The following is a 13,208-nucleotide window of genomic DNA, read 5'->3' on the forward strand; positions in this document are numbered from 1 at the left end:
TGGTGCCGGCGACGGCCGCCGGCCCTGAAAGAGTCAAATCCCGCTGCTGGCTGTTCGCATCAGCCACCGCTGTCGGCGCCTCAGGCGGCGCCCTGCTGATGCTGCTGCATCATCGACACGAAGCGATCGAACAGCGGTGCCACGTCCTGCGGCCCGGGGCTAGCTTCCGGGTGCCCCTGGAAGCTGAAGGCCGGGCGGTCGCGGAGCTCGATGCCCTGCAGGGTGCCATCGAACAGCGAGCGATGGATCGCCCGCACGTTGTCCGGCAGGCTCGACTCGTCCACCGCGAAACCGTGGTTCTGGCTGGTGATCATGACGTGACCGCTGTCGAGATCCTGCACCGGATGGTTGGCGCCGTGGTGGCCGTGGTTCATCTTGAGCGTGCGCGCCCCGGCGGCCAGCGCCAGCAGCTGGTGGCCGAGACAGATGCCGAACACCGGAATGCCGCTCTCCAGGATCTCGCGGATGGCCGCGATGGCGTAATCGCACGGCTCCGGGTCACCGGGGCCATTGGCCAGGAACACGCCGTCTGGGTTCATCGCCAGCACCTCGCTGGCCGGGGTCTGCGCCGGCACCACGGTCAGACGGCAGCCGCGCGAGGCGAGCATGCGCAGGATGTTGCGCTTGACGCCGTAGTCGTAGGCCACCACATGGTAGGCCCGCTCGCCCTGGGCGGTGTCGGCGTAGCCCTGACCCAGGGCCCATTCGCCTTCGTCCCATTCGTAGGTCTCGCGGCACGACACCACCTTGGCCAGATCCATGCCCTTGAGCCCGGGGAAGGCACGCGCCGCTTCCAGCGCACGTGCCACCGCGTCGTCGCCGCTGGCCTGCGCGCCCGCCAGAATGGCGCCGTTGAGCGAGCCCTTGCTGCGCAGCAGCCGGGTCAGACGACGGGTGTCGATATCGGCGATGCCGAGCACGCCGTTGGCGGCGAGATAGTCGGACAGGCTCTGCTCGCTGCGAAAGCTGCTGGCCAGCAGCGGCAGATCGCGGATCACCAGCCCGGCCGCGGCGATCGCGCCGGACTCGACGTCCTCGCGATTGATGCCGGTATTGCCGATGTGCGGATAGGTCAGCGTGACGATCTGGCGGGTATAGGAGGGGTCGGTGAGGATTTCCTGATAGCCGGTCATGGCGGTGTTGAACACCACCTCGCCGCTGGTCTGCCCATCGGCACCCAGCGCAGTGCCGTGAAATACACTGCCATCTTCGAGCGCCAGTATCGCAGGTCTATTCAAGGCCTCATCCTCCTCAGCGGGTCACCAACGAATGGCAAGGGAACGACACCCCCTGCCCTAGGGTCTGCCGGCCGTCGCCAAGCGCGAGATCATGAGGTGCACAGTCGGGTCGTCGGGCTAAGCCAGGTCGTAAAAAAGCGGGACGAAATCCGGAAGACCGGTTCCATCCCGCTGTGTTGTCCTGATCGGAATCGTCCTGATCGACACGATCCTGGTCGACGTGCTCATCGACTGCATTGCCTGCGGCTGCTCTCTCGCGGTGGCGTTCGCCCGGCCAAATTGGCGCGATGATACCGGAAAGTGGCCGCCGGCTCTACCCCGAAGTCAATCCCACCTTGGCGGTAGCCGGCGACGCGACTCAGGCTTTCAGACCGAGCACATCCTGCATGTCGTAGCGCCCGACCCCACGCGTGGCGAGCCAGCGTGCCGCGCGTACCGCGCCCTTGGCGAAGGTCATGCGGCTGGAAGCCTTGTGAGTGATCTCGATGCGCTCACCCTCGGTGGCGAACATCACCGTGTGCTCACCGACGATATCGCCCGCCCGGACGGTGGCGAAGCCAATCTCTTTGTCGCTACGCGGCCCGCACTGCCCGACCCGCTCGAAGACGCCGTACTCCTTGAGCGGACGCGCCAGAGCATCGGCCATCACCTCGCCCATCTTCAGCGCGGTACCGGAGGGCGCATCGACCTTGTGACGGTGGTGGGCCTCGATCACCTCGATGTCGTAGCCCTCGTCACCGAGCGCCCGCGCCGCGGTGGCGAGCAGATTGAGGGTGAGATTGACCCCGACGCTCATGTTGGGGGCGAAGACCATCGCCACGCGCTCGCGGTAGCCGTCGAGCTCGGCCAGCTGGGACTCGTCGAGGCCGGTGGTGCCGATCACGATCGCCTTGCCGTAATCGGCACAGAAGGCGAGGTTGGCCAGAGTGGTGGCGGGCGAGGTGAAATCGATCAGCACATCGAAGTCGTCGGCGATGGCAGCCAGGTCGTCCGTGGCGGCCACGCCCAGGCGCCCGAGGCCGGCGAGTTCGCCCAGGTCGGCGCCGACCAGCGAGCTGCCGGTGGAGACGCTGCCGCCGGCCAGGCTGACGTCGTCATCCTGCTGTACGGCACTGACCAGGGTGCGACCCATACGACCGGCGGCACCGACGATGGCGATACGGGGGGCGTGAGAAGGCATGCGATCTCCAGCGGTAGGGTAAGCGTCGCGGCAGTATAACAACTGCCGCCAGCGCCCGCGCGGCGCCGGCTGACGCCCCCTATGACGCGCTGGACGCCCCAGCGTCGCTGCGACATACTAGCGCGTCATCGCAAATAAGAATCATGCGTAACTAATCCATTCGCCCCTCATAGCCGGATCTCGCCGTGACTCAGCCACGCTCCCTCTTCGCCGGATACGCCGCCAGGCTCGCCCGCATCGCCGTCATCACCTTCGCCCTCGGCGGTGCCGCCAGCGCCTGGGCCGACCCGATCACGGTAACCGATATCGCCGGGCGTCAGGTGAGCGTCGATGCCCCCGTCAAGCGCGTCATCCTCGGCGAGGGGCGCCAGATCTATCTGCTCGCCGCGCTCGAGCCCGACAACCCGTTCGCCCATGTGGTGGGCTGGCGCCACGACCTCGCCGAGGCCGACCCGGACAACTACGCCGCCTACGCCGCCAAGTTCCCCGAGATGAAGCAGATCCCGACCTTCGGCGGCTTCAAGGATGGCACTTTCGACGTCGAGCAGGCCGCCAGCCTGCATCCGGACGTGGTGCTGATGAACCTCGAGGCCAAGGCCGCCACCGAAGACGCCGGCTATGACACCAAGCTGGCTGCGCTGGGCATTCCGATCGTCTATGTCGATTTCCGCGAGAAGCCGCTCGAGCACACTATCCCCTCGATGCGCCTGATGGGCCGCCTGCTCGGCGACAGCCAGCGCGCCGAGGCTTTCATCGACTTCTCCCAGGCGCAGATGGCCCGGGTCACCGACAAGATCGCCGCCGCCGACCCGGCGCGACCCAAGGTGTTCATCGATCGCGCCGGCGGCTACTCCGACGACTGCTGCATGAGCTTCGGCCCCGGCAACTTCGGCGAGTATGTCGAGCTGGCCGGCGGCCACAATATCGCCGACGGCATCATTCCTTCGACCTTCGGCACCCTCAATCCCGAGCAGATCATCGCCGCCGACCCCGATCAGGTGGTGGTCACCGGCGGCAACTGGGGCGCCTACGTGCCCGGCGGCAACTGGGTCGGCGTGGGGCCGGGCGCGGACATGCAGAAGGCCCGAGCCAAGCTCGAGAACCTGACCCACCGCACCGCCATGAGCGGCATCGAGGCGGTGAAGAGCGGCCAGTTCCACGCCATCTGGCACCAGTTCTACAACAGCCCCTACTATTTCGTCGCCGTGCAGCGCCTGGCCAAGTGGTTCCACCCAGAACTCTTCGCCGATCTCGACCCCGAGGCCACCCTGCGCGAGCTGCATCGGCGCTTCCTGCCGGTGGACTACGCCCCCGGCTACTGGGTATCCCTGCATGACGACTGAGAGCTCCCGCGCGGCCGCCGCGCCGTCGCGTTCGGCTGCCTTCACGCCGGCCGCGGCCGACGATGCCAACCTCTATCGCCGGCTGGTGCTGCGACGCCAGCTGATCCTGGCCGCACTGGCCCTGGCACTGTTCGCCAGCCTGTGCGTCGACCTTGCTCTGGGGCCGGCGCGCTTCGGCCTCGACCAGGTGATCGCGGCGCTGTTCACGCCGGGCTCGGTCGAGGATTCGCTGCGCGTGATCCTGTGGCAGATCCGCATGCCGGTGGCACTGATGGCGCTGGTGGTGGGCGCCAGCCTGTCGATCGCCGGCGCCCAGATGCAGACCATCCTCAGCAATCCGCTGGCCAGCCCCTTCACCCTCGGTATCTCCGCCGGTGCAAGCTTCGGCGCCGCGCTGGCGCTGGCCTTCGGGGTGACTCTGGTGCCGGCACTGGTCGACTACGCGATCCCGCTAAACGCCTTCATCATGGCGATGCTGACCGCGCTGGCGATCCATTTCCTGAGCATGCGCCGCGGGGTGACGATCGAGACCATCGTGCTGCTGGGCATCGCCATGGTCTTCATCTTCAACTCGCTGATGGCGCTGATCCAGTTCTTCGCCAGCCAGCAGGCGGTCTCCGCGGTGGTGTTCTGGACCATGGGCAGCCTGACCAAGGCGACCTGGCCCAAGCTCGGCATCGCCTTCGCCGTGCTCGCGGTGGTGGTGCCACTGTTGGCGCGCCACGGCTGGGCGCTGACCGCCATGCGTCTGGGCGACGCCAAGGCCGAGAGCCTGGGCGTCAAACCGCGGGCGCTGCGCCTGGAGGTGCTGATCATGGTCTCACTGCTGGCGGCGATCGCGGTCTCCTTCGTCGGCACCATCGGCTTCGTCGGGCTGGTCGGGCCGCACATCGCGCGCCTGCTGCTGGGTGAAGATCAGCGCTTCTTCCTGCCCGGCTCGGCGCTGTGCGGGGCACTGATGCTCTCGGTGGGCTCGGTGCTGTCGAAGGTGATCATCCCCGGCACCATCATTCCGATCGGCATCATCACCTCGCTGGTGGGGATTCCGTTTTTCCTGTTCTTGATCCTCAACCACAAGAAGAACGCATGGTAACGCTGACGCTAGACCGCCTCTCGGCGCGCTACGGCCGCCGCCAGATCCTCGCCGACATCTCCACGCCGCCGCTCCACGGCGGCCAGGTAGTAGCGCTGCTCGGCCCCAATGCGGCGGGCAAGTCGACCCTGTTCCGGCGCATCCTGGGGCTGCTTGAGGGGGATGGCGAAGTGCGCATCACCGGCACCCGCAGCGAGCGTCCGATCGCCTACATGCCCCAGGACAACGGCGCCACCGCGGTGCTGACGGTCTACGAAGCGGTGCTGCTGGCGCGTATGCAGGGGCGCCGTCTCAAGGTGGCAGATGCCGATCTCGCCGAGGTCGACAAGGCGCTGGCAGAGCTCGGCATCGACACTCTGGCCGGACGTGACATCGGCAATCTGAGCGGTGGCCAACGGCAGTTGGTGGGCGCGGCCCAGGCGCTGGTGCAGTCCCCAGACATCCTGCTGCTGGACGAGCCCACCTCGGCGCTCGACCTGCACCGCCAGATCAGCCTGCTCAGCATCCTGCGCCGGCTGGCTCAGGAGCGGAACATGCTGATCATCGCCGCACTCCACGATCTCGGCCACGCCCTGCGCTTCGCCGATCAGGCGCTGGTGATCGAAAGCGGACGGCTGGTCGACTGCGGCCCCTGCGAACAGGTGGTGACACCCCCGATGCTGCGCCACACCTTCCAGGTCGAGGCACGCATCGAACCCTGCTCCCAGGGGCGGCCACAGTTGATCGTCGAAGCCGCCATCTAGGTACTGCACGAAAACTACCTACCCGCGGCGACTTCTCGTATACGACCTAGTCGCCCGCGCCCTGTCCACTGGTGCCCAGGCGCCGCCGTGGCCACCCCAGCCGCCGCCCTTCCAGCGCCGCCAGCATGGCGCCCCCCAGGACCAGCGGCAGGGCCAGCACGAAGCCGCTCGAGAGCGGCTGCCCGAACAGCCACAGATCCGCCAGTATCGGCCAGATCAGCGCCACATACTCGAACGGCGCCAACCGAGAAACCTCGGTCATGCGCAACGCCAGCGTCATGCAGATATGCGCCGCACCGCCGAACAGCCCCGCCAGCACCAGCAGCACCAGCGTCGGCCAGGCGACCGAGACCCAACCCAGGGTGGCGGTGGCGAGCCCCGCCAGCGTGGTCACCAGCACGAAGTAGAACGCGATCGAGGCGGGTGTCTCGGTGCGCGAGATACGCCGCACCGTGAGCAGCGCCCCGGCAGTGAGCAGCGCGGCGGCGATACCCAGGGCGTAACCGGTGATCCGCGCCTGCGCCGGGGCGCCGCGCAGCTCGGGCAAAATCAGCACACCCACGCCGACGAGCACCAGCGTCAGCGCCACCAGACGATGACGCGTGAGGCGCTCACCCAGCAGCAGGATGCCGCCCAGTGCCAAGGCCACCGGCGCCAGTTGAGCCAGCAGGGTCGCCTCGGCCACCGGCAGCCGTGCCACCGCCGCGAAGGAGGCGAACATCGCCGCCGCCCCCAGCCCCGAGCGCAGCAGATGGCCCAGCGGGCGCCGGGTGGCCAGGGCGCGCGGGAACTCGCGCCGCCACAGCATGAAGACGACGATCGGCAGCAGCGCGAAGGCCGAGCGGAAGAACACGGTCTGCCCCAGCGGCACCTCATCGCTGACCGCCTTGACGCAGACCAGCATGCCGGCGAACAGTAGCCCCGAGAGCAGACGCAGCAGAATGCCGGCCAGCGGCCGATCGGTGGTGTCATGCATGGTAAAGGCGTCTCCTCGAGGACGGGATGATTCGGCTTCAGCGAGCGCCACATTATACCCGGCTGCGCCGCATCGCGCCGAAGGGCAACGGTGCGGATGGCAATCGACTAGAGTAGAAAAGTCCCCTGATCACCGGAGCCGTCATGTCCGCGCGTTCCCGCTCTCGCTCCCCGCTGGCATCCGCCGCCCTGCTGGCCCTGACCACGCTGGGGCTGGCCGGCTGCAGCGCCACGCCGCAGCAAACCGCCCTGGCCCCCGATGCGCTGCTCGCCAGCACCCCCAACATCCGCTGGTGCGGCACCCTGGCACTGCCCGGCAAGTGGCAGGATGGGACTCCGGTCGGCGGGCTCTCCGATCTCGGCTGGGATGCCGACGAATCGCTGCTGTTCCTGATCTCGGACCGCGGCTGGCTGCACCGTGCCCGACTCAGCTTCAGCGGCAGCGGTGAACTGCGCGGCTACGAGCCGCTCGACACCTACCCGCTGCGCGACGTCAACGGGGCGATTCTCAGAAGCCGCCGCAGCGACGCCGAGGCGCTGGCACTCGAACACGCCAACGATGGCATTCGCGGCAACACCCAACTGGTCATCGGCTTCGAGGGCGCGCCGGCGGCGGATGGCAACGGCGACGCCCGGTGGCAGCGCTTCTACCCCTCGGGGCTGGCCAGCGAACCGCCCCACCGCCCCGCGGCGCTATCCGACGTCGCGGCCAACGGTGGGCTGGAAGCGCTGACCGATACCCCCGATCACGGGCTGATCGGAGGTATCGAGCAACCGCCCACGGGTTGGCCGCCCAAGCTCACCCGGCTGTTCACCCTCGATGGCCAGCACAGCTGGCGCTATCCGCTCAGCGACGACCCCCACGCTGCACTGACCGCCCTGGAGACCCTCGACGGCGATCTGCTCGCCCTCGAACGCGCCTTCACCCCGCCGGCCTCACTGGTGATACGGCTGCGCCGTGCCCATCTCGCCAGCGACGGCAGCGTAGCGGTCACCGACCTGGCCCGGCTGGCCAACGGCGACGGCTGGTCGGTGGATAACTTCGAGGGGCTGACCCGCCTCGGCGGCCGGCGCTATCTGATGGTGAGTGACGACAACTTCAGCCTGATGCAGCGCACTCTGCTGACCTGCTTTGCCGTGGTCGAACCAGGCGTGGTCGAACCAACCGCTGCCGAACCAGCCGCTGTCGAAGCAGACATCGCACCCTGAGCGTACCGGCCGCGCCCGCCCCTATGCATATCCATGCATAATGATTTTCGCTAGTTGCCAGCCACCCCGGTGGGATTCGATCCTGCGCACGACGTCTTCCGTGACTGCCTGCGACCTGATAGGCACAGCTTTTCATAGGTGACGACTTCCTCAAGACGGCCGGCCCGCGGCCGATGTAGTGCACGCGGGTGCCATCCGGCCACCGCGTCTGCGCCGACGATACGAAAAACGAAAAGAGGATCGAGCATGAGTGGGATCGACCAAGCCGCCCAGGGCGCCAGCGGCAGTGCCGGTGCGGGGTTCTTCGCCCGCGAGCGCACCATCGCGGGCCCCAATTTCAATCGCTGGCTGGTGCCGACCGCGGCACTGGCCATTCACCTGTGTATCGGGATGGCCTATGGGTTCTCGGTGTTCTGGCTGCCGATGAGCCAGCAGATTGCCGATGCCCCGGCCAGCTGCAGCAATCTCGGCCTGCTGCAGGCACTGACCACCACCAGCTGTAACTGGAGCGTGGCCCAGGTCACCTATGTCTTTGGTATCTTCATCGCCATGCTCGGCGTCTCCGCCGCCATCTGGGGCGCCTGGCTCGAGCATGCCGGCCCACGCAAGGCCGGCTGTATCGCCGCACTGTGCTGGGGCGGCGGCCTGATCGTCGGCGGCATCGGAGTCATGCAGCATCAGCTGTGGCTGGTCTACCTCGGCTGTGGAGTGCTCGGCGGTATCGGCCAGGGGCTGGGCTACATCACCCCGGTCTCGACCCTGATCAAGTGGTTCCCGGACCGCCGCGGCATGGCCACCGGCTTCGCCATCATGGGCTATGGCGGCGGCGCCATGGTCGGCGCACCGCTGGCGGTGATACTGATGAAGCACTACGCCGCCGACGGCGGCACCGGTGTGGCCATGACCCTGATCACCATGGGTGTGATCTACGCCATCGTCATGGCCTGCGGCGCCATCGGCTTCCGCGTCCCGCCCAACGGCTGGAAGCCGGCCGGCTGGGTGCCGCCGAAGAAAGCCAGTGCCAATGCCATGATCGCCCACGGTCACGTGCACCTGAACACCGCCTGGAAGACCAAGCAGTTCTGGCTGATCTGGGGCGTACTGTTCCTCAACGTGACCGCCGGGATCGCGGTGATCTCGATGGCAAGCCCGATGCTGCAGGATGTCTTCGGCGGCGCCCTGGTGGGTCTGGATGACCGCGAGGCGGTGCTCAGCGCCGCGCAGAAAGCCGCCGTGGTGGCCGCCGCGGCCGGTCTGGTGGGCCTGATCAGTCTGTTCAACAGCGTCGGACGCCTGTTCTGGGCCTCGCTGTCGGACAAGATCGGGCGCAAGAACACCTACTACTGCTTCTTCGTCATCGGCATCGTGATGTACTGCCTGCTGCCGATGTGGGGCCACCTGGGCATGGCCGGGCTGTTCGTGATCTCGATCTGCGTGATCCTGAGCATGTACGGCGGCGGCTTCGCCACGGTGCCGGCCTATCTCGCCGATATCTTCGGCACCCAGATGGTCGGCGCCATCCACGGCCGCCTGCTCACCGCCTGGACCGCTGCCGGTCTGGTCGGCCCGCTGATCATCGCCGCACTGCGCCAGGCCCAACTGGATGCCGGCGTCGAAGCCAGCCTGGTCTATGACCGCACGCTCTACATCATGGCCGGCCTGCTGTTCCTGGGCCTGATCTGCAACGCCCTGGTCAAGCCGGTCAAGCCAGAGCAGCAGATGAGCGACGAGGAGCTGGCCCAGGAGCGCGCGCTGCAGAAGGAAGACACCGTCTCAGCCAACGCCGAGACCGCTGCCCGCGGCAGTTTCGGTATCGGCGGCGTGCTCGCCTGGCTGGGTGTCGGCGTGCCCTTCCTGATCGGGCTCTACATCGCCCTGGCCAAGGCTGCCGCGCTGTTCTGAGGCGGCGCTTCGCCCACCCGTGCCGGCGCACCGAAGACGTGCCCGGCGCGGGTATCCTATGAGCCCATTTCCCAACCCTCTGACGATGGGCGCCGGATAAGCCCGCGTCGTCTAGCGGTTGTGCAAGACGCTCTACGCCAGAGGCGCCCCCAGGGGCGCCTCTGGCGTTTCAGATGCCGCTCAAGAGCCGGCCGCCAGCGCCCCACCCTCGTCACCTCGATCTTCCGCCAGCAGCGCCTCGAAGGTCTGCACCTCGCCACAGCGATCCGGCGCATAACCGCTGAGCGCCTCCAGCCGGGCGCGAAAGGGCGCCGAACTCATGAATGCCAACAGCTCCTGAACATTGTGACGCCGCAGACGCTCTTCGGGACACACCAGCAGATAGTGCTCGCTGGCCAGTCCCAGGAAATCGAGCCCGAACTGCGCCGCCGCGGCCTCCAGCCCGAAACCGACATCGGCCATGCCAGAGGCGACGTAGGCGGCCACCGCGGTATGCGTGAACTCCTCCTGCTCGGCGCCCTGGATCTGCGCTTCGGCGATCCCCGCCTCGGCCAGCAGCAGCCGGAACAGCAACCGCGTGCCGGAGTGGATGTCGCGATTGATGAAGCGCTCGCCGGGGCGGGTCAGGTCGGCCAGCCCGGCGACTCGCTCACGCTCGCCTCGGCGCAGGATCAGCCCCTGGCGCCGGGTGACGAAGCGGATCACCCGCAGCCGCTGCCGCGACAGCGCCGGTTGGTAAGCCTGCATCACCTGCGCCGCCAGGCGCGGCGAGGTGGGCAGGTGAAAGCTGGCCAGATCGCAGTCACCGCGCTCCAGCGCGTTCAGCGCTTCTTCCGGCTGGCAGTAGCGCAGGTCGAGCTCGCCGGCGAAGCCCGGCAGCAGCGCCACGGCATAGCCGTGGGTGGCGTGCAGGCGCAGCACCGGGTGGGCGCCCGCGACCAGTTGCTGCAACTGATGGTTGAGCTCCGAGGCCATGCTGTCGATCTGCGGCCCCAGACGCGCCTTGACCCGCTGCTCGGACCACGACAGCGTCTCGCCCAGCGGCGATAGCCAGGTGCCGTGCCCCTTGCGCATGTCCACCAGCGCCATGCCGAAAAAGTTTTCGGCGCGATTGAGCAGATTCCAGGCGTGGCGATAAGAGATCCCCGCGGACTGGGCCGCATGGGTCAGCTTGCCGCTCTCGCGCAGATTCGCCAGCAGCGCGAACAGTACCGGATCGAGCAGCTCGCCCTCGTCGCTGCGAAACAGCCACGCGGGGGTGATATTCAACTTTTTTCTAAGCATTTTCGTTCATATTTTGCGCGCTCGATGGGAGTGCTAGTTTGGTCTTCAGCGGCATCCACTTAAATCAGTTAAGAACAATATTTCATATAAGACGATGGACTGACGCGGGCTCCTGACAAACCCGATCGCGGCAGGCCATGCACACGACCAGCCACCGACTCGATGAGAAACAGGCCATGTCACACCCCACTCCGCAGCCCGCCGACACGGCGCTGGTGGCGCAGCTCCAGGCCGTGATCGACCAGCACGCCGCGCGCCCCGGGGCCATGCTGCCATTGTTGCACGCCATTCAGGCGCAGCACGGCTATATCCCCGACGCCGCCGTACCCATGATCGCCGAGGCGCTGCGCCATACCCGCGCCGAAGTGCACGGCATCATCAGCTTCTACCACCACTTCCGCACCCATCCCCCGGGGCGCCACGTGATCCAGGTGTGCCGCGCCGAGGCGTGCCAGGCAGTGGGCGCGCGGGCGCTGGAAGCCCACGTCAAGTCCGCGCTGGGGGTCGACTATCATGAGACCACGGCGGATCGCGAGTTCACCCTGGAGCCGGTCTACTGCCTCGGTAACTGTGCCTGCGGGCCGTCGCTGCGGGTCGACGACGAGATCCACGGACGCATGGACGCCGCCGGTTTCGACCGTCTGGCGGCGCAGCTGAGCGCCACCGTGGTGGAGGTGAAGTGATGACGACCACGATCTATGTGCCGTGTGACACCACCGCCCGCTCGCTCGGCGCCGACGCCGTGGCGGCGCGCCTGACACGGGCCGCCGAGCGCCTGGGTGTGGACATCCAGCTCAAGCGCAACGGCTCCCGCGGGCTGTTCTGGCTGGAGCCGCTGGTGGAGGTGGAGACCGCGGCGGGCCGGGTGGCCTATGGTCCGGTCGCCCCCACCGACGTCGACGCCCTGGTCGACGCCGGCCTGTTCGAGGGCCGGCAGGAGCACGCGCTGGCCCTCGGCGACATCGAAGCCCATCCCTATCTGGCGCGCCAGCAGCGGCTGACCTTCTCGCGCATCGGTCTGACCGACCCGCTCTCGCTCGAGGATTACACCGCACGACAGGGCTTCGCCGGCCTGAAACAGGCGCTGGCGCTGACGCCCCAGGCTATCGTCGACGAGGTCAAGGCCTCGGGGCTGCGCGGACGTGGCGGCGCGGCCTTCCCCACCGGCATCAAGTGGCAGACCGTGCACGACACCCCGGCGGCGCAGAAGTACATCGTGTGCAACGCCGACGAGGGCGACTCCGGCACCTTCGCCGACCGCCTGGTGATGGAGTGCGACCCCTTCATGCTGATCGAGGGCATGACCATCGCCGGGCTCGCCGTGGGTGCCACCCAGGGCTATATCTATCTGCGCTCGGAGTATCCGCTGGCCCATGCGATGCTCGACGAGGCGATCGCCCGCGCCGAGGCCGCCGGCTACTTGGGGGAGAACATCCTCGACAGCGGCCACGCCTTCCACCTCGAAGTCCGCCTGGGCGCCGGGGCCTATATCTGCGGCGAGGAGACCTCGCTGCTGGAGAGCCTGGAGGGCAAGCGCGGGCTGGTACGCGCCAAGCCGCCGCTACCGGCGATCGAGGGTCTGTTCGGCCAGCCCACCGTGGTCAACAACGTGCTCTCGCTGGCCGCGGTGCCGTTCATCCTCGACCAGGGCGGCCAGGCCTACGCCGACTACGGCATGGGCAAGTCCCGCGGCACCCTGGCGCTGCAGCTGGCCGGCAACGTCGCTCGTGGCGGGCTGGTCGAGCTGGCGTTCGGCACCACCCTGCGCGAGCTGATGGAGAGCTTCGGCGGCGGCACGCGCAGCGGCCGCCCGCTCAAGGCGGTGCAGGTGGGCGGCCCGCTGGGCGCCTATCTGCCGGAGAGCCAGTGGGATACCCCGCTCGACTATGAAGCCTTCGCCGCCTTCGGTGGTGTGGTCGGCCACGGCGGCGTGGTGATGTTCGACGACAGCGTCGACATGGGCGCCCAGGCGCGCTTCGCCATGGAGTTCTGCGCGGTGGAGTCCTGCGGCAAGTGCACCCCGTGCCGGATCGGCGCCGTGCGCGGCGTCGAGGTGATCGACCGTATCCGTGCCGGCGACGCCGCCGACGACAATCTGGTGCTGCTCGCCGACCTGTGCGAGACCATGGTGGACGGTTCGCTGTGTGCCATGGGGGGCATGACCCCCTTCCCGGTGCAGAGCGTGATGAAGCACTTTCCCGATGACCTGACCCGGCCCCAGGCCGAAGGCGGGAGGTAAGC

The 13,208-nt window shown here is 67.8% G+C and carries 11 protein-coding genes; 7 read left to right on the forward strand and 4 right to left on the reverse strand.

Going from position 1 to position 13,208, the window contains the following annotated elements; all coding sequences use genetic code 11:
• Positions 1-80 precede the first annotated feature (80 nt).
• Positions 81-1,238, reverse strand: coding sequence for a glutamine-hydrolyzing carbamoyl-phosphate synthase small subunit (gene carA / locus J0A90_RS11770; RefSeq protein ID WP_207036209.1), 1,158 nt, complete (start codon positions 1,236-1,238; stop codon positions 81-83).
• A 358-nt stretch (positions 1,239-1,596) separates the two neighbouring features.
• Positions 1,597-2,418, reverse strand: a complete 822-nt coding sequence (dapB, locus tag J0A90_RS11775; RefSeq protein WP_207036211.1) for a 4-hydroxy-tetrahydrodipicolinate reductase — start codon at positions 2,416-2,418, stop codon at positions 1,597-1,599.
• A 236-nt stretch (positions 2,419-2,654) separates the two neighbouring features.
• On the opposite strand from dapB, the gene J0A90_RS11780 reads away from it, so the two are divergent.
• Genes J0A90_RS11780 through J0A90_RS11790 form a run of 3 tightly spaced genes read left to right on the forward strand, consistent with a single transcriptional unit; the run spans position 2,655 to position 5,597 of the window.
• The gene (locus J0A90_RS11780) at positions 2,655-3,761 is read left to right on the forward strand and encodes an ABC transporter substrate-binding protein (protein ID WP_207036878.1); all 1,107 of its coding nucleotides are present in this window, start codon (positions 2,655-2,657) and stop codon (positions 3,759-3,761) included.
• Positions 3,751-4,854 (forward strand): iron ABC transporter permease, encoded by a 1,104-nt coding sequence (locus J0A90_RS11785; protein WP_207036213.1) that lies wholly within the window; start codon positions 3,751-3,753, stop codon positions 4,852-4,854. Before J0A90_RS11780 ends, J0A90_RS11785 begins: the two co-directional genes overlap by 11 nt.
• Positions 4,848-5,597 (forward strand): ABC transporter ATP-binding protein, encoded by a 750-nt coding sequence (locus J0A90_RS11790; RefSeq protein ID WP_035476162.1) that lies wholly within the window; start codon positions 4,848-4,850, stop codon positions 5,595-5,597. The genes J0A90_RS11785 and J0A90_RS11790 overlap by 7 nt, the downstream gene beginning before the upstream one ends.
• A gap of 46 nt (positions 5,598-5,643) precedes the next feature.
• Here J0A90_RS11790 and J0A90_RS11795 read toward each other — a convergent pair whose 3' ends face one another.
• On the reverse strand, positions 5,644-6,573 hold the full coding sequence (locus tag J0A90_RS11795) for a DMT family transporter (protein WP_207036215.1): 930 nt from the start codon (positions 6,571-6,573) through the stop codon (positions 5,644-5,646).
• A 143-nt stretch (positions 6,574-6,716) separates the two neighbouring features.
• Here J0A90_RS11795 and J0A90_RS11800 point away from each other — a divergent pair, with 143 nt between their 5' ends.
• Positions 6,717-7,781, forward strand: coding sequence for an esterase-like activity of phytase family protein (locus J0A90_RS11800; RefSeq protein ID WP_207036217.1), 1,065 nt, complete (start codon positions 6,717-6,719; stop codon positions 7,779-7,781).
• A gap of 246 nt (positions 7,782-8,027) precedes the next feature.
• On the forward strand, positions 8,028-9,683 hold the full coding sequence (locus J0A90_RS11805) for an OFA family MFS transporter (RefSeq protein ID WP_207036219.1): 1,656 nt from the start codon (positions 8,028-8,030) through the stop codon (positions 9,681-9,683).
• Between the two features lie 180 nt (positions 9,684-9,863).
• Here J0A90_RS11805 and J0A90_RS11810 read toward each other — a convergent pair whose 3' ends face one another.
• Positions 9,864-10,952: a substrate-binding domain-containing protein gene (locus J0A90_RS11810; protein WP_233076729.1), complete on the reverse strand. Its 1,089-nt coding sequence runs from the start codon at positions 10,950-10,952 to the stop codon at positions 9,864-9,866.
• Between the two features lie 191 nt (positions 10,953-11,143).
• Between J0A90_RS11810 and J0A90_RS11815 the strand changes: the two genes are divergently transcribed.
• Both J0A90_RS11815 and J0A90_RS11820 read left to right on the forward strand, forming a co-directional pair.
• A complete protein-coding gene (locus J0A90_RS11815) occupies positions 11,144-11,650 on the forward strand; it encodes a formate dehydrogenase subunit gamma (RefSeq protein ID WP_207036224.1) in 507 nt (168 codons plus the stop codon).
• On the forward strand, positions 11,650-13,206 hold the full coding sequence (locus J0A90_RS11820; RefSeq protein WP_207036226.1) for an NADH-quinone oxidoreductase subunit NuoF: 1,557 nt from the start codon (positions 11,650-11,652) through the stop codon (positions 13,204-13,206). Before J0A90_RS11815 ends, J0A90_RS11820 begins: the two co-directional genes overlap by 1 nt.
• Positions 13,207-13,208: the final 2 nt, after the last annotated feature.

It is taken from the genome of Salinicola sp. DM10 (assembly GCF_017306975.2).
Lineage (GTDB): Bacteria > Pseudomonadota > Gammaproteobacteria > Pseudomonadales > Halomonadaceae > Salinicola.

Excerpts from the sequence above, each read along its gene's own strand:
- J0A90_RS11815 (WP_207036224.1), top strand. The coding sequence starts at position 11,144 with ATGTCACACCCCACTCCGCAGCCCGCCGACACGGCGCTGGTGGCGCAG.
- J0A90_RS11820 (WP_207036226.1), top strand. The coding sequence starts at position 11,650 with ATGACGACCACGATCTATGTGCCGTGTGACACCACCGCCCGCTCGCTC.
- J0A90_RS11805 (WP_207036219.1), top strand. The coding sequence starts at position 8,028 with ATGAGTGGGATCGACCAAGCCGCCCAGGGCGCCAGCGGCAGTGCCGGT.
- J0A90_RS11785 (WP_207036213.1), top strand. The coding sequence starts at position 3,751 with ATGACGACTGAGAGCTCCCGCGCGGCCGCCGCGCCGTCGCGTTCGGCT.
- dapB (WP_207036211.1), bottom strand. The coding sequence starts at position 2,418 with ATGCCTTCTCACGCCCCCCGTATCGCCATCGTCGGTGCCGCCGGTCGT.
- J0A90_RS11800 (WP_207036217.1), top strand. The coding sequence starts at position 6,717 with ATGTCCGCGCGTTCCCGCTCTCGCTCCCCGCTGGCATCCGCCGCCCTG.
- J0A90_RS11795 (WP_207036215.1), bottom strand. The coding sequence starts at position 6,573 with ATGCATGACACCACCGATCGGCCGCTGGCCGGCATTCTGCTGCGTCTG.
- J0A90_RS11790 (WP_035476162.1), top strand. The coding sequence starts at position 4,848 with ATGGTAACGCTGACGCTAGACCGCCTCTCGGCGCGCTACGGCCGCCGC.